The 15,823-nt window shown below is 69.6% G+C and carries 16 protein-coding genes; all 16 read left to right on the top strand.

Annotated elements, in window-relative coordinates:
* Positions 1 to 4: 4 nt before the first annotated feature.
* Entirely contained in the window at positions 5 to 1,111 is a 1,107-nt protein-coding gene (locus DIZ27_RS10270; RefSeq protein WP_109378030.1) for an LCP family protein, read from the top strand.
* 182 nt (positions 1,112 to 1,293) lie between these two features.
* The gene (rpmE, locus tag DIZ27_RS10265; protein WP_109378029.1) at positions 1,294 to 1,515 is read left to right on the top strand and encodes a 50S ribosomal protein L31; all 222 of its coding nucleotides are present in this window, start codon (positions 1,294 to 1,296) and stop codon (positions 1,513 to 1,515) included.
* A 110-nt stretch (positions 1,516 to 1,625) separates the two neighbouring features.
* Positions 1,626 to 2,702 (top strand): peptide chain release factor 1, encoded by a 1,077-nt coding sequence (gene prfA / locus DIZ27_RS10260; protein WP_109378028.1) that lies wholly within the window; start codon positions 1,626 to 1,628, stop codon positions 2,700 to 2,702.
* Between the two features lie 69 nt (positions 2,703 to 2,771).
* Positions 2,772 to 3,611, top strand: coding sequence for a peptide chain release factor N(5)-glutamine methyltransferase (gene prmC / locus DIZ27_RS10255; RefSeq protein WP_109378027.1), 840 nt, complete (start codon positions 2,772 to 2,774; stop codon positions 3,609 to 3,611).
* A 55-nt stretch (positions 3,612 to 3,666) separates the two neighbouring features.
* Positions 3,667 to 4,314 carry an L-threonylcarbamoyladenylate synthase gene (locus DIZ27_RS10250; RefSeq protein WP_109378103.1) on the top strand — a complete coding sequence of 216 codons (648 nt, stop codon included), beginning with the start codon at positions 3,667 to 3,669 and terminating at the stop codon, positions 4,312 to 4,314.
* Positions 4,311 to 4,988 (top strand): protein-tyrosine-phosphatase, encoded by a 678-nt coding sequence (locus tag DIZ27_RS10245; RefSeq protein ID WP_109378026.1) that lies wholly within the window; start codon positions 4,311 to 4,313, stop codon positions 4,986 to 4,988. Before DIZ27_RS10250 ends, DIZ27_RS10245 begins: the two co-directional genes overlap by 4 nt.
* Before the next feature lie 281 nt (positions 4,989 to 5,269).
* Entirely contained in the window at positions 5,270 to 6,514 is a 1,245-nt protein-coding gene (gene glyA / locus DIZ27_RS10240) for a serine hydroxymethyltransferase (RefSeq protein ID WP_109378025.1), read from the top strand.
* Positions 6,515 to 6,707: 193 nt separating this feature from the next.
* Positions 6,708 to 8,084: an MraY family glycosyltransferase gene (locus DIZ27_RS10235; RefSeq protein ID WP_109378024.1), complete on the top strand. Its 1,377-nt coding sequence runs from the start codon at positions 6,708 to 6,710 to the stop codon at positions 8,082 to 8,084.
* A 370-nt stretch (positions 8,085 to 8,454) separates the two neighbouring features.
* Positions 8,455 to 8,904 (top strand): hypothetical protein, encoded by a 450-nt coding sequence (locus DIZ27_RS10230; RefSeq protein ID WP_109378023.1) that lies wholly within the window; start codon positions 8,455 to 8,457, stop codon positions 8,902 to 8,904.
* Between the two features lie 225 nt (positions 8,905 to 9,129).
* Positions 9,130 to 9,951, top strand: a complete 822-nt coding sequence (gene atpB, locus DIZ27_RS10225) for a F0F1 ATP synthase subunit A (protein ID WP_109378022.1) — start codon at positions 9,130 to 9,132, stop codon at positions 9,949 to 9,951.
* A gap of 70 nt (positions 9,952 to 10,021) precedes the next feature.
* The gene (gene atpE, locus DIZ27_RS10220; protein WP_055695635.1) at positions 10,022 to 10,252 is read left to right on the top strand and encodes an ATP synthase F0 subunit C; all 231 of its coding nucleotides are present in this window, start codon (positions 10,022 to 10,024) and stop codon (positions 10,250 to 10,252) included.
* A gap of 44 nt (positions 10,253 to 10,296) precedes the next feature.
* Positions 10,297 to 10,842 (top strand): F0F1 ATP synthase subunit B, encoded by a 546-nt coding sequence (locus DIZ27_RS10215; protein ID WP_109378021.1) that lies wholly within the window; start codon positions 10,297 to 10,299, stop codon positions 10,840 to 10,842.
* The gene (locus tag DIZ27_RS10210; protein WP_109378020.1) at positions 10,839 to 11,654 is read left to right on the top strand and encodes a F0F1 ATP synthase subunit delta; all 816 of its coding nucleotides are present in this window, start codon (positions 10,839 to 10,841) and stop codon (positions 11,652 to 11,654) included. The genes DIZ27_RS10215 and DIZ27_RS10210 overlap by 4 nt, the downstream gene beginning before the upstream one ends.
* 182 nt (positions 11,655 to 11,836) lie before the next feature.
* Positions 11,837 to 13,429, top strand: coding sequence for a F0F1 ATP synthase subunit alpha (atpA, locus tag DIZ27_RS10205; RefSeq protein ID WP_109378019.1), 1,593 nt, complete (start codon positions 11,837 to 11,839; stop codon positions 13,427 to 13,429).
* A gap of 23 nt (positions 13,430 to 13,452) precedes the next feature.
* On the top strand, positions 13,453 to 14,373 hold the full coding sequence (locus tag DIZ27_RS10200) for a F0F1 ATP synthase subunit gamma (protein ID WP_109378018.1): 921 nt from the start codon (positions 13,453 to 13,455) through the stop codon (positions 14,371 to 14,373).
* Entirely contained in the window at positions 14,373 to 15,809 is a 1,437-nt protein-coding gene (gene atpD / locus DIZ27_RS10195) for a F0F1 ATP synthase subunit beta (RefSeq protein WP_109378017.1), read from the top strand. Before DIZ27_RS10200 ends, atpD begins: the two co-directional genes overlap by 1 nt.
* Positions 15,810 to 15,823 lie beyond the last annotated feature (14 nt).

Raw genomic sequence — 15,823 nt, 5'->3', positions numbered from 1 at the left:
GCGCATGTCCGCGGAGAGCACACCCGGGGCCGGCCCACCGGCCCGGAGAAGGCGCCGCACGCCGCACGGCAGGCGGCGCAGCGGTCTCAAGGCCATGGCGTGGACCGCCGCGGCCGTCCTCGTCCTGGGCGGCGCCGGCGCCGGATACGTGTACGTCAGACTCAACGGCAACCTCACGAGCATCGACATCGACCGCCTCCTCGGCACCGACCGGCCCGAGAAGGCCGGCGACGGCTCCGAGAACGTCCTCGTCCTCGGTTCCGACAGCCGCTCCGGGGGCAACCGGAAGCTCGGCGGCGGTGCCGACGACGGCGGCGCCCGCTCCGACGCCGCGATGATCGTGCACGTCCACGAGGGGCACCGGAAGGCGTCCGTGGTGTCCGTCCCGCGGGACACCGTCGTCGACCGGCCCGAGTGCACCGACACCGAGGGCGGCACCCACCCCGCCGCGAACGGTGTGATGTTCAACTCCGCGTACGCCACCGGCGGGGCCGCCTGCGTCGTGAAGACCGTCGAGTCGATGACCGACCTGCGCATGGACCACTACCTGGAGGTCGACTTCACCGGTTTCCGGAAAATCGTGGACGAACTGGGCGGCGTCGAGGTCACCACCACCGAGGACATCGACGACCCCGACAGCCACCTCGAGCTGGCGGCAGGCACCCACCGGCTCGACGGCGCACAGGCCCTCGGTCTGGTGCGCACCCGGCACGGCGTCGGCGACGGCTCCGACCTGGGCCGCATCCAGATCCAGCAGGCCTTCCTCAGGGCCCTGGTCCGGCAGGTGAAGGACGTCGGCCTCCTCACCGACCCCAGGAAGCTCTACGACATCGCCGACACGGTCACCAGGACCGTCACCACCGACTCCGGCCTGGGCTCGGTGAACTCCCTGATGTCCTTCGTCGACGGCCTGAAGGGCATCGGCCCCGGGGACATGGACATGGTGACCATGCCGGTGCGTTACGACCCCGCCGCCCCCAACCGCGTCCTGCCGTGGAAGGAGAAGGCGCGGCTGGTCTGGGAGGCCCTGAAGAACGACGGGCCGATCCCGCGCTCGGCGACGGCGGACACGGTCACGGGTGGGGCCGAGGGCGTCGTCAGCGCCTCTTGAGCACGCCTCGAGCGCCCCTCGGGCCCCGGCGTCTCGAGCCGGACCCGCTCCCGGGAACAAACGACGGCCGCCCCCGGTTTTGGGGGATGGCCCCAGTCCTGGCAGACTGGTACGTCGGCTCCGGTTCACGCTCCCGCATCCCGTGGTGGCGACCCGGCGCCCTCCCCGATCTAGGAGACACCTTGAAGCGCGACATCCACCCCGCGTACGTCGAGACGCAGGTCAGCTGCACCTGCGGCGCGTCGTTCACGACCCGCAGCACCATCGGGTCCGGCACCGTCCGGGCCGAGGTCTGCTCCGAGTGCCACCCGTTCTACACGGGCAAGCAGAAGATCCTCGACACCGGTGGCCGTGTGGCCCGCTTCGAGGCCCGCTTCGGCAAGGCCTCCGGCTCCAAGAAGTAGCGAGCCACCTATCGCCGGTCCACGGCAGCGCCTCCTCCTGGGGGCGCCCGCCGGGACCGGCGTTTTTGGTCGCCCGCCTTCCCCTTCCCACGCAGTAGCAGGAGCCCAAGATGTTCGAGGCCGTCGAGGAACTCGTCACCGAACACGCCGACCTGGAGACGAAGCTCGCCGACCCGTCGGTCCACGCCGACCAGGCCAACGCGCGCAGGCTGAACAAGCGGTACGCCGAGCTCACCCCGATCGTCGCCACGTACCGCTCCTGGAAGCAGACGGGCGACGACATCGAGGCCGCGCGTGAACTGGCCGCCGACGACCCGGACTTCGCCGCCGAGGTCAAGGACCTGGAACAGCAGCAGGGGGAGCTGACCGAGAAGCTGCGGCTCCTGCTGGTCCCGCGCGACCCCAGCGACGACAAGGACGTCATCCTCGAGGTCAAGGCGGGCGCGGGCGGCGACGAGTCCGCCCTGTTCGCGGGAGACCTGCTGCGCATGTACCTGCGCTACGCCGAGCGCGTCGGCTGGAAGACCGAGATCATCGACGCCACCGAGTCGGAGCTGGGCGGCTACAAGGACGTCCAGGTCGCCGTGAAGACCAAGGGCGGCCAGGGCGCCACCGAGCCCGGACAGGGCGTGTGGGCCCGGCTGAAGTACGAGGGCGGTGTGCACCGCGTGCAGCGGGTGCCGGCCACCGAGTCGCAGGGCCGTATCCACACCTCCGCGGCGGGCGTCCTGGTGACGCCCGAGGCGGAGGAGATCGAGGTCGAGATCAACCCGAACGATCTGCGGATCGACGTCTACCGGTCCTCGGGCCCCGGCGGGCAGTCCGTCAACACCACCGACTCCGCAGTGCGCATCACGCACATCCCGACCGGAGTCGTCGCCTCCTGCCAGAACGAGAAGAGCCAGTTGCAGAACAAGGAGCAGGCACTGCGTATCCTGCGCTCCAGGCTGCTCGCGATGGCGCAGGAGGAGGCGGAACGGGAGGCCTCCGACGCCCGTCGCAGCCAGGTCCGCACCGTCGACCGCTCCGAGAAGATCCGTACCTACAACTTCCCGGAGAACCGCATCTCGGACCACCGCGTCGGGTTCAAGGCGTACAACCTGGACCAGGTCCTGGACGGCGACCTGGACGCGGTGATCCAGGCCTGTGTCGACGCGGACTCGGCTGCCAAGCTCGCCGCAGCGTAACTCTCGTAGACAGCCCGGAGGACCAGCGTGCAGCAACCATTTGGGGGGCGCCCCCCGAACCCCCGCAGCGTGCTGCTCACGGAGGTGGCCCAGGCCACCCAGCGGCTCGCCGACGCCGGCGTGCCCTCGCCGCGCACCGACGCGGAGGAACTCGCCGCGTTCGTGCACGGAGTCAAGCGCGGCGAGCTGCATCAGGTGAAGGACTCCGACTTCGACGCCCGGTACTGGGAGGTCGTCGCCCGCCGCGAGGCGCGCGAGCCGCTCCAGCACATCACCGGGCACGCCTACTTCCGCTACCTCGAACTCCAGGTGGGACCAGGGGTGTTCGTGCCGCGCCCGGAGACCGAGTCGGTCGTCGGATGGGCCATAGACGCGGTACGGGCCATGGACGTCGTCGAGCCGTGCGTCGTCGACCTGTGCACCGGCTCGGGCGCGATCGCGCTCGCACTGGCCCAGGAGGTCCCGCGGTCCCGGGTGTACGCCGTGGAGATGTCCGAGGACGCCCTGGTGTGGACCCGCAAGAACATGGAGGGGTCAAGGGTCGAACTGCGCCAGGGGAACGCCCTGACGGCCTTCCCGGACCTCGACGGCCAGGTCGACCTGGTGATCTCCAACCCGCCGTACATCCCGCTCACCGAATGGGAGTACGTCGCCCCCGAGGCGCGTGACCACGACCCCGAGATGGCGCTGTTCTCCGGCGAGGACGGCCTCGACCTCATCCGCGGCCTGGAACGCACCGCGCACCGGCTGCTGCGCCCCGGCGGGGTGGTCGTCGTCGAGCACGCCGACACCCAGGGCGGCCAGGTGCCGTGGATCTTCGCCGAGGACCGCGGCTGGACGGACGCCGCCGACCATCCCGATCTGAACAACCGGCCCCGGTTCGCCACCGCCCGCAAGGCGGTCCCGTGAGCCCCCCGCAGACTTCACCCACCCCCAGCCGCACGTGTACGAGGAGGCCCGCCAGATGGCTCGGCGATACGACACCAACGACGCGACCGATCGCGCGACCGGTCTGCGTGAAGCCGCGTCCGCCGTCCGCCGGGGCGAGCTCGTGGTGCTGCCGACGGACACGGTCTACGGCATCGGCGCGGACGCGTTCACCGGGGAGGCCGTCGCCGACCTCCTGGAGGCCAAGGGACGCGGCCGCAACATGCCCACGCCGGTGCTCATCGGCTCGCCGAACACCCTGCACGGCCTGGTCACCGACTTCTCCGAGCAGGCCTGGGAACTGGTCGACGCCTTCTGGCCGGGCGCGCTGACCCTGGTCGCCCGGCACCAGCCGTCCCTCCAGTGGGACCTCGGGGACACCCGGGGCACGGTCGCCGTACGGATGCCGCTGCACCCGGTCGCCATCGAACTGCTCACCGAGGTCGGCCCGATGGCCGTCTCCTCGGCCAACCTGACCGGGCACCCCGCGCCGGAGAGCTGCGACGCGGCGCAGGACATGCTCGGCGACTCCGTCTCCGTCTACCTCGACGGCGGGCCCACCCCGGGCATCGTCCCCTCGTCGATCGTCGACGTCACGCGCCCCGTGCCCGTACTGCTGCGCGAAGGCGCCGTCTCCCCGGAGGAGCTGCGCAAAGTGGTACCCGACCTCGAGGTGGCGAATTGACGGCGCCCGAGTCGGGGCGTGGCATAGGCAACGGGGAGAGCGACGCGGAGGAGACGACCACCTTCGGGTTTCCGCGCGACAGCTTCCGCATCCTCCACGTCAGCACCGGAAACGTCTGCCGTTCGCCCATCACCGAGCGGTTGACCCGGCATTTCGTGAACCAGCGGCTGGGCATCCTGGGCTGCGGCCTGATCGTGGAGAGCGCGGGCACCTGGGGCCACGAGGGCGCGCCGATGGAGACGCACGCGGAGACCGTGCTGGCCGAGTTCGGCGCGGACGCCTCCGGCTTCGTCGGCCGTGAGCTGCTGGACGAGCACGTCATCCGCGCCGACCTGGTCCTGACCGCGACCCGGGACCACCGCGCCCAGGTCATCTCCATGGGCCACTCGGCGGGCCTGCGCACCTTCACCCTGAAGGAGTTCACCCGCCTGGTGAACGCGATCGACCCGGCGACGCTGCCCCCGCTGGACGACGGCCTGGTCATGCGCGCCCGTGCCCTGGTCCGCGCCGCCGCCGCGCTGCGCGGCTGGCTGCTGGCCCCGACCGCCGAGGCGGACGAGGTCTTCGACCCGTACGGGGCACCCCTGCCCCTCTTCCGCTCCATCGGCGACGAGATACACCAGGCCCTGGACCCGGTCGTCACCGCCCTCACCGGCGTCCCGACCCGGGCCTGACCGCTCCGCCCGGGTCGCGCGTCCGGCCGTCCTGCCCGGGGTGCGGGGGCCCTGCCCCGGGCGCCACGGTCCCGGGCCGTTCACACCGCCATCGTGTGGCGGGCCGTCCGGTCGTCCGGGCGGGCTCCGTACGGGCTGTCGGGGCGGTGGTGGCTGCGAGGCGACCGCCCGCCGCTCTCCGGGGGGCGTCCGGCACCCCCGGGAGAGCGCGGCGGCCGGGCGGCCCGGGGGTGGCGGGCCTACATTGGTCGTACGCCGGCGTCGACGTCCGGGAGCCCACCATGACGGTCACCCATGCCCTCGAGGGCGAGTTCGGGGTTCTGCGCCGACAGGACCCCGAGATCGCCGAGATCCTGCTCGGCGAGCGTGAGCGGCAGGCGACCACGCTGCAGCTGATCGCCGCCGAGAACTTCACCTCGCCGGCCGTGCTGGCCGCCCTCGGCTCACCGCTGGCCAACAAGTACGCCGAGGGGTACCCGGGCGCCCGCCACCACGGCGGCTGCGAGATCGTCGACGTCGCCGAACGCCTCGCCGTGGAGCGTGCCAAGGCGCTGTTCGGCGCCGACCACGCCAACGTCCAGGCGCACTCCGGCTCGGCCGCCGTGCTGGCCGCCTACGCCGCCCTGCTGCGCCCCGGAGACACCGTCCTCGCCCTCGGCCTGCCCCACGGCGGCCACCTCACCCACGGCTCGCCCGCGAACTTCTCCGGCCGCTGGTTCGACTTCATCGGCTACGGCGTGGACGCGGAGAGCGGGCTCATCGACCACGACCAGGTCCGCACCCTGGCCCGTACGCACCGGCCCAAGGCGATCGTGTGCGGCTCCATCGCCTATCCGCGCCACATCGACCACGCCTTCTTCCGCGAGGTGGCCGACGAGGTCGGCGCCTACCTCATCGCGGACGCCGCGCACCCCATCGGCCTGGTCGCCGGGGGAGCGGCCCCGAACCCGGTCCCGTACGCGGACGTCGTCTGCGCCACCACGCACAAGGTGCTGCGCGGGCCGCGCGGCGGCATGATCCTGTGCGGCGCGGAACTGGCCGAGCGCGTCGACCGGGCCGTCTTCCCCTTCACCCAGGGCGGGGCGCAGATGCACACGATCGCCGCCAAGGCGGTCGCGTTCGGGGAGGCGGCGACACCGGCGTTCACCGTGTACGCCCATCGGGTGGTGGCCAACGCGCGGGCGCTCGCCGCCGCACTGGCCGACGAGGGACTGGTCGTCACCACCGGCGGCACCGACACCCATCTGATCACCGCCGACCCCGCCCCGCTCGGCGTCGACGGGCGCGAGGCCCGCGGCCTGCTGGCGGGGGCCGGGATCGTCCTGGACTGCTGCGCGCTGCCGCACGCCGACGACCGCGGGCTGCGCCTGGGCACCGCGGCGGTGACCACGCAGGGCATGGGGGAGCCTGAGATGGCACTGATCGCGGGCCTGCTGGCGAGCGTCCTCAGGGGCGGCACCGAGCCCGCCCGGGCCCGTGAGGACGTACGGGAACTGACCGCGGCCTTTCCGCCGTATCCCGGCTGAGACGTGTCACCCGGCTCACCCGGCCGGGTTCTCGCACCCGTATCGGCGCGCATGCGGGGTAGGCGCACCCGCATGCCGGGCCGACCGCACAGTCACTCGTGCAACCATCGTCGCTACCCGGAAGTCCTCACCCGTATGCGTGCCTCGCTAGGGTGTGGGGCTGTGATGGCCAGCGAGACCTGTGGGGAAGCCCGTGCGTGAATACCTGCTGACGCTCTGCATCACGGCCGCGGTGACGTATCTGCTGACAGGGCCGGTACGGAAGTTCGCGATCGTGGCGGGGGCGATGCCGGAGATCCGGGCACGTGACGTGCACCGAGAACCCACTCCGCGGCTCGGCGGTATCGCCATGTTCTTCGGCTTGTGCGCGGGCCTGCTGGTGGCCGGCCACCTGACGAACCTGAACGAGCTCTTCGAGAGGTCCAACGAACCGCGCGCCCTGCTGTCAGGGGCCGCCTTGATCTGGCTGATCGGGGTGCTGGACGACAAGTTCGAGATCGACGCCCTGATCAAGCTGGGCGGCCAGATGATCGCCGCCGGTGTGATGGTCATGCAGGGTCTGACGATCCTGTGGATCCCGCTGCCGGGTGTCGGCACGGTGGCGCTCACCCAGTGGCAGAGCACGCTCTTCACGGTCGCACTGGTGGTCATCACCATCAACGCGGTGAACTTCGTCGACGGTCTGGACGGGCTGGCGGCGGGCATGGTGTGCATCGCCGCGTGCGCGTTCTTCCTGTACGCCTACCGCATCTGGTTCGGCTACAACATCGAGGCGGCAGCCCCCGCCACGCTCTTCGCGGCCATCCTCATGGGCATGTGCCTGGGCTTCCTGCCGCACAACATGCATCCCGCGCGGATCTTCATGGGCGACTCCGGCTCCATGCTCATCGGCCTGGTCCTCGCCGCCGGTGCGATCTCCATCACAGGCCAGGTCGACCCGGACGCGCTGAACCTGTACGCGGGTTCGGAGAGGGAGGCCGTGCACCAGACGGTGCCGGTCTACATCCCGCTGCTGCTGCCGCTGACGATCATCGCGGTGCCGGCCGCCGACCTGGTCCTGGCCATCGTGCGGCGCACCTGGCGCGGCCAGTCGCCGTTCGCGGCGGACCGGGGCCATCTGCACCACCGTCTGCTGGAGATCGGCCACTCGCACAGCAGGGCGGTGCTGATCATGTACTTCTGGTCGGCGCTGATCGCCTTCGGCGCGCTCGCCTACTCGGTCAACTCGGCGTCCATGTGGATCGTGCTGAGCGTCGTCATCCTGAGCGCCATCGGTCTGCTGCTGCTCCTGCTGCCCCGGTTCACCCCGCGCGCGCCGCGCTGGGCGGAGGCGTTCGTCCCGCCGCGCTACCGCCGCCGCAGGGCCCTGGTGACGCCGGAAGCGCCGGAAGCCTCCGGCGACCCCGCCACGGCGCGGTCACGGGCCGCCGATGCCCCCGAGGGCCCCGAGGAGGCCGCTGACGGCCACCGCGCCCCGGTCGCCGCCGGCGTCTCGGGCGTCAACGGCGCGACGGCCCTCGGCCACCGCGCACGTCTGGGCGACCGGGGGAAGGCCAGCAGCTCCCGCTGACGGGGCGTCACGACGGACGTCGGGGCGGGCGGCACGGTCAAGGTAAGAATCCGACTAGAGCATTGCCAAGTCGTGGGGCTGTGATGGGGCGCTCTTGGGGGTGCGAAGCACCCCAATATCAGACAAGTCACCCTCGCGCGCGCTCAGGCGTGCCGCTTCACTCTCGTGCGTGACGTTCTGCGCGCCCATTAGGTAAAGAGTCCATCAAATAGTTTGTGATACCGTTCACGAGTCTCACCGGAGAGAGCCGGCGGACCGTGGTGCAACGGTTCGACGGTGGGGAGGAAAACTCACTCCATCCGGGGGACTACGCTCGTCCCCGACGACATCTCATGTGCCTCATGCCCCCTGCTCAAAGCGGAGTTCCGTCATGCCGTCCAACGACGTCCGGATTCTGATCCAGGCTGCCGTCCCCACCGCTGCCGTCGGTGCGGTCGCGGTCGCGGTCGGTGGTGCCGTCGAAGGCGGCCAGGGGGTGATCGGAGCGGTCATCGGGGCGCTGCTCGTGATCCTGCTCATGGGCACGGGTCTGTACGTCCTGCAGTGGATCGCCAGGTCGATACCTCATCTGTTCCAGGCGATGGGGCTGATGATGTACATGACGCAGATCCTGCTGATCTTCGTCTTCATCGCGCTCTTCAAGGACACGACCCTGTTCCACCCGAAGGTCTTCGCCCTCTCGCTGCTCGTCTCCACCCTCACCTGGGTCGCCGCGCAGGCGCGGGCCACGATGAAGGCCAAGACCTTCTACGTGGACCCCGAGCCGGCGACGGCCAGGAACGCGGCGGAGAAGAAGGAATCCACGGAGCGGCCGTCGTGAGGCGTAGGGCCGGGATAAAGGCGCACGACGGACCCTGCTATCGTCCGGTGCCAACTGCGGCATCGCGGGCGCGGGCATCCGAGCTGACGCCTGTCACATCGCGAGGCGAGATGCCCCACTGCCGCCCCCACATCCGTAACACCAGTCCCGTGCCGAACCGCGGCCCCGTGCCGCGCCGACACCACGAGGTTGCCGAATCCATGCGCCACGCTGAAGGAGCCCGCGGTGAGTGCTGACCCGACACAGGTGCTCGCCTTCGAGACCGACTGCCACATCTTCGACGGCTGTGGCTTCCCGTCTCCCGGGCTGCACTCGTTCCTGTTCGAGCCCCTGTGGGGCGACGCCGACAGCAGCGTGTACTTCAACAAGACGATGCTGCTGGCGCTGCTCGGCTCGATCATCATCATCGGCTTCTTCTGGGCGGCGTTCCGCCGGCCCCAGGTCGTCCCCGGCAAGCTCCAGATGGTCGCCGAGGCCGGCTACGACTTCGTCCGCCGGGGTGTCGTCTACGAGACGATGGGCAAGCGCGAGGGCGAGAAGTACGTCCCGTTCATCGTCGCGCTGTTCTTCTTCGTCTGGATGATGAACCTCTGGTCGATCATCCCGCTCGCCCAGATGCCGGTGACGTCGATCTTCGCCTACCCGCTGGGCCTCGCGCTGGTCGTCTACATCGTCTGGGTCTCGCTGACCTTCAAGCGGCAAGGCTTCACCGGTGCCCTGAAGAACTTCACCGGCTACGACAAGTCGCTCGGTGCCGCGCTGCCGGTCGTCATGCTGATCGAGGCCTTCTCGAACCTGCTCGTGCGGCCCTTCACCCACGCCGTGCGACTCTTCGCGAACATGTTCGCGGGCCACATCCTGCTGGTGCTGTTCACCATCGCCAGCTGGTACCTGCTGAACGGCATCGGGATCGCCTACGCCGGCGTCTCGTTCCTGATGGTCCTGGTGATGACCGTCTTCGAGCTCTTCATCCAGGCCCTGCAGGCATACGTCTTCATCCTCCTGGCCTGCACCTACATCCAGGGCGCGCTCGCCGAGCAGCACTGAGCGTCCCGCACCGCCCCTATTCGACCGGTGGACCACCCCCACCGGCCCGTGAAGAAAAGGAAGAACCGGAATGTCCCAGACCCTTGCTGCCGTCCACGGCTCGATTGCTTCCATCGGCTACGGCATCGCCGCGTTCGGTCCCGGCATCGGCGTCGGCATCATCTTCGGCAAGGGCACCGAGGCCCTCGCCCGCCAGCCCGAAGCCGCTGGTCTGATTCGCGCCAACCAGATCCTCGGCTTCGCCTTCTGTGAGGCGCTCGCCCTCATCGGCCTGGTCATGCCGTTCGTCTACGGCACGTGATCATCTGATCCACGACCGGCCCACTAGACGAAAGGCACTCTGATATGAGCCCACTGCTCCATATCGCGGCCGAGGAGCTTCAGAACCCCCTCGTCCCGCCGATTCCCGAGCTCGTCATCGGCCTGCTCGCCTTCGTCATCGTCTTCGGCTTCCTCGCCAAGAAGCTCCTCCCGAACATCAACAAGGTTCTGGAGCAGCGTCGCGAGGCCATCGAGGGCGGTATCGAGAAGGCCGAGGCCGCTCAGACCGAGGCACAGAGCGTTCTCGAGCAGTACAAGGCCCAGCTCGCCGAGGCCCGGCACGAGGCCGCACGCCTGCGCCAGGAGGCGCAGGAGCAGGGCGCCACGCTCATCGCCGAGATGCGCGCGGAAGGCCAGCGGCAGCGTGAGGAGATCATCGCCGCCGGTCACTCGCAGATCGAGGCGGACCGCAAGGCCGCCGCGTCGGTGCTGCGCCAGGACGTCGGCAAGCTCGCCACCGACCTGGCCGGCAAGCTCGTCGGCGAGTCCCTCGAGGACCACGCCCGGCAGAGCCGCGTGATCGACCGGTTCCTCGACGACCTCGACCAGAAGGCCGAGGCCGCACGATGAACGGAGCGAGCCGCGAGGCCCTGGCAGCCGCACGTGAGCGTCTCGACGCGCTGACGGACTCCACGTCCGTCGACGCCGGCTCGCTCGCCGAAGAGCTGGCCGCCGTCACCGCGCTGCTCCACCGCGAGGTGTCGTTGCGCCGGGTCCTCACCGACCCGGCGCAGGCCGGCGAGGCCAAGGCGGAACTGGCCCAGCGCCTGCTCGGAAGCCAGCTCAGCGGCACCGCCGCCGACCTGGTGTCCGGCATGGTGCGCTCCCGCTGGTCGCAGTCCCGCGACCTGGTGGACGCACTGGAGGAGCTGGCCGACCTCGCCGACCTCACCGCCGCGCAGCAGGCGGGAGCGCTCGACGGTGTCGAGGACGAGCTGTTCCGGTTCGGCCGGATCGTCTCCTCGAGCAACGAACTGCGCGCCGCGCTGACCGACCGCAAGGCCACCACCTCCGCCAAGAGCGAGCTGCTGCACAGCCTGCTCGGAGGCAGGGCGCACGCGACCACCGAACGTCTGGTGACGCGTCTGGTGACCGCGCCGCGGGGACGTAGCCTGGAATCGGGACTCGAGTCCCTGTCCAAGCTCGCCGCCGAGCGGCGTGACCGCATGGTGGCCGTCGTCACCTCCGCGGTGCCGCTGAGCGACGTGCAGAAGCAGCGCCTCGGCGCCGGCCTCGCGAAGCTCTACGGCCGCCGCATGCACCTCAACCTCGCCGTGGACCCCGAGGTCATCGGCGGGATGCGGGTGCAGGTCGGCGACGAGGTCATCAACGGCTCCATCGCGGACCGGCTGGAGGACGCGAGCCGCCGACTGGCGAGCTAGCGCCGACGCGGCAGTCGTGCACGACGCGACAGACGTGACCGACGCAGCAACTGAACACCAAGAACGTACTTGCGGCCCTGGTTGGGCCGTGCAGAGGATTCACCTCTTCTGGGGGGAGTCCCGACTCGTGGAATACCCCCAAAGTGAAACTTCGGGCCCAACAAGGAGAGCAGGGAACTCAGATGGCGGAGCTCACGATCCGGCCGGAGGAGATCCGGGACGCACTGGAGAACTTCGTCCAGTCGTACAAGCCGGACGCGGCCTCGCGCGAGGAAGTCGGCACGGTCACCCTCGCCGGCGACGGCATCGCCAAGGTCGAGGGTCTTCCCTCGGCCATGGCCAACGAGCTGCTGAAGTTCGAGGACGGCACCCTCGGCCTCGCCCTCAACCTCGAGGAGCGCGAGATCGGTGCCATCGTCCTCGGTGAGTTCAGCGGCATCGAGGAGGGCCAGCCGGTCGCCCGCACCGGCGAGGTCCTGTCCGTCGCCGTGGGCGAGGGCTACCTCGGCCGCGTGGTCGACCCGCTCGGCAACCCGATCGACGGCCTCGGCGAGATCGAGACCGAGGGCCGCCGCGCCCTCGAACTGCAGGCCCCCACGGTCATGCAGCGCAAGTCGGTGCACGAGCCGATGGAGACGGGCTACAAGGCCGTCGACGCCATGACCCCGATCGGCCGCGGTCAGCGTCAGCTGATCATCGGCGACCGCGGCACCGGCAAGACCGCGCTGGCCGTCGACACGATCATCAACCAGCGTGACAACTGGCGCTCCGGCGACGTGAACAAGCAGGTCCGCTGCATCTACGTCGCCGTCGGCCAGAAGGGCTCCACCATCGCGTCGGTCCGCCGCGCGCTGGAGGAGAACGGCGCCCTGGAGTACACGACCATCGTCGCCGCCCCGGCGTCCGACCCGGCCGGCTTCAAGTACCTGGCGCCCTACACCGGCTCGGCCATCGGCCAGCAGTGGATGTACCAGGGCAAGCACGTCCTGATCATCTTCGACGACCTGTCGAAGCAGGCCGACGCCTACCGCGCCGTCTCCCTGCTGCTGCGCCGCCCGCCGGGGCGCGAGGCCTACCCGGGTGACGTCTTCTACCTGCACTCCCGCCTCCTGGAGCGCTGCGCCAAGCTCTCCGACGAGATGGGCAAGGGCTCGATGACCGGTCTGCCGATCGTCGAGACCAAGGCGAACGACGTGTCGGCGTTCATCCCGACCAACGTCATCTCCATCACCGACGGCCAGTGCTTCCTGGAGTCCGACCTGTTCAACGCCGGTCAGCGTCCGGCCCTGAACGTCGGTATCTCGGTCTCCCGCGTCGGTGGCTCCGCCCAGCACAAGGCGATGAAGCAGGTCTCCGGCCGACTGCGCGTGGACCTCGCCCAGTTCCGTGAGCTGGAGGCGTTCGCCGCCTTCGGTTCCGACCTGGACGCCGCGTCGAAGTCGCAGCTGGAGCGCGGTCAGCGCATGGTCGAGCTGCTGAAGCAGGACCAGTACCAGCCGATGGCCACCGAGGACCAGGTCGTCTCCGTCTGGGCCGGCACCACCGGCAAGATGGACGAGGTGCCGGTCGCCGACATCCGCCGCTTCGAGAAGGAGCTGCTGGAGTACCTGCACCGCAGCGAGCAGGGCCTCATGACCTCCATCCGCGAGGGCGGCAAGATGTCGGACGACACCCTCCAGGCCGTGGGCGACGCGATCGCGGCCTTCAAGAAGCAGTTCGAGACGAGCGAAGGCAAGCTGCTCGGCGAGGACGCTCCGGCCGCTGCCGCCAAGTGACGTTCAAGGAAGGGACCTGACTCATGGGAGCCCAGCTCCGGGTCTACAAGCGTCGCATCCGATCCGTCACCGCGACCAAGAAGATCACCAAGGCGATGGAGATGATCGCCGCCTCGCGCGTCGTCAAGGCGCAGCGCAAGGTGCGGTCCTCCACGCCGTACGCCCAGGAACTGACCCGTGCGGTCACGGCCGTCGGTACCGGTTCGGACGCCAAGCACCCGCTGACGACGGAGGCGGAGAACCCGACCCGTGCCGCGGTCCTGCTCCTCACGAGCGACCGCGGCCTGGCCGGCGCCTTCAACGCCAACGCGATCAAGGCGGCGGAGCAGTTGACCGCACGCCTGGAGGGCGAGGGCGTGGAGGTCGACACGTACATCGTCGGCCGCCGCGGGCTCGCGCACTACAACTTCCGTGAGCGCCAGGTCGCGGAGTCGTTCGCGGGCTTCACCGACGAGCCCACGTACGCGGACGCCAAGACCGTCGCGGCGCCGCTGATCGAGGCCATCGAGAAGGACACGGCGGACGGCGGCGTGGACGAACTCCACATCGTCTACACCGAGTTCGTCTCGATGATGACGCAGACCGCGGTCGACTCCCGACTGCTTCCGCTGCGCCTCGAGGAGGTCGCGGAGGAGACGGCGTCCACCAAGGACGAGATCCTTCCGCTGTACGACTTCGAGCCCTCGGCGGAGGACGTCCTCGACGCCCTGCTGCCGCGCTACGTGGAGAGCCGCATCTACAACGCGCTGCTCCAGTCGGCCGCTTCGAAGCACGCCGCGACGCGGCGCGCGATGAAGTCGGCCACCGACAACGCGGGTGAGCTGATCAACACGCTCTCTCGTCTTGCCAACGCGGCCCGCCAGGCCGAAATCACCCAGGAAATCAGCGAGATCGTCGGTGGCGCAGGCGCTCTGGCCGACGCAAACGCGGGGAGTGACAATTAATGACCACCACTGTTGAGACCGCGACGGCCACGGGCCGTGTCGCCCGGGTCATCGGCCCGGTCGTCGACGTGGAGTTCCCCGTCGACGCGATGCCGGAGATCTACAACGCCCTGCACGTCGAGGTCTCCGACCCGGCGAACGAGGGCGAGCTGAAGACGCTGACCCTGGAGGTCGCCCAGCACCTGGGTGACGGCCTGGTCCGCACCATCTCCATGCAGCCCACCGACGGTCTGGTCCGCCAGGCCGTGGTGACCGACACGGGCTCGGCGATCTCCGTCCCGGTCGGCGACTTCACCAAGGGCAAGGTGTTCAACACCCTCGGTGCGGTGCTGAACAGCGACGAGACCTACGACGGCGAGCGCTGGCCGATCCACCGCAAGGCGCCGAACTTCGACGAGCTCGAGTCGAAGACCGAGATGTTCGAGACCGGCGTCAAGGTCATCGACCTGCTGACCCCGTACGTCAAGGGCGGCAAGATCGGTCTGTTCGGCGGTGCCGGCGTCGGCAAGACGGTGCTCATCCAGGAGATGATCTACCGCGTCGCCAACAACCACGACGGTGTGTCGGTGTTCGCCGGTGTCGGTGAGCGCACCCGTGAGGGCAACGACCTCATCGACGAGATGAGCGAGTCGGGCGTCATCGACAAGACCGCCCTGGTCTTCGGCCAGATGGACGAGCCCCCGGGCACCCGTCTGCGCGTCGCGCTGGCCGGCCTCACCATGGCCGAGTACTTCCGTGACGTCCAGAAGCAGGACGTGCTGTTCTTCATCGACAACATCTTCCGCTTCACGCAGGCCGGTTCCGAGGTGTCGACCCTGCTCGGCCGCATGCCCTCCGCGGTGGGCTACCAGCCGAACCTGGCCGACGAGATGGGTCTCCTCCAGGAGCGCATCACCTCGACCCGCGGTCACTCGATCACCTCGATGCAGGCGATCTACGTCCCCGCGGACGACCTGACCGACCCGGCCCCGGCCACCACCTTCGCCCACCTCGACGCGACGACGGTGCTCTCCCGTCCGATCTCCGAGAAGGGCATCTACCCGGCCGTGGACCCGCTGGACTCCACGTCCCGCATCCTGGACCCGCGCTACATCGCGCAGGACCACTACGACGCGGCCATGCGGGTGAAGAACATCCTGCAGAAGTACAAGGACCTGCAGGACATCATCGCGATCCTCGGTATCGACGAGCTCGGCGAGGAGGACAAGCTCGCCGTCCACCGCGCCCGTCGCGTGGAGCGCTTCCTGTCCCAGAACACCCACGTCGCCAAGCAGTTCACCGGCGTGGACGGTTCGGACGTGCCGCTGGACGAGTCGATCGCCGCGTTCAACGCGATCTGCGACGGCGAGTACGACCACTTCCCGGAGCAGGCGTTCTTCATGTGCGGTGGCATCGAGGACCTGAAGAAGAACGCGAAGGAGCTGGGCGTCTCCTGAGCCTCGCGCTCGAG

Source organism: Streptomyces sp. NWU339 (assembly GCF_003143855.1).
GTDB lineage: Bacteria > Actinomycetota > Actinomycetes > Streptomycetales > Streptomycetaceae > Streptomyces.
The sequence above is the reverse complement of the archived record's forward strand: the minus strand, read 5'-3'. Positions and strand labels throughout refer to the sequence as shown.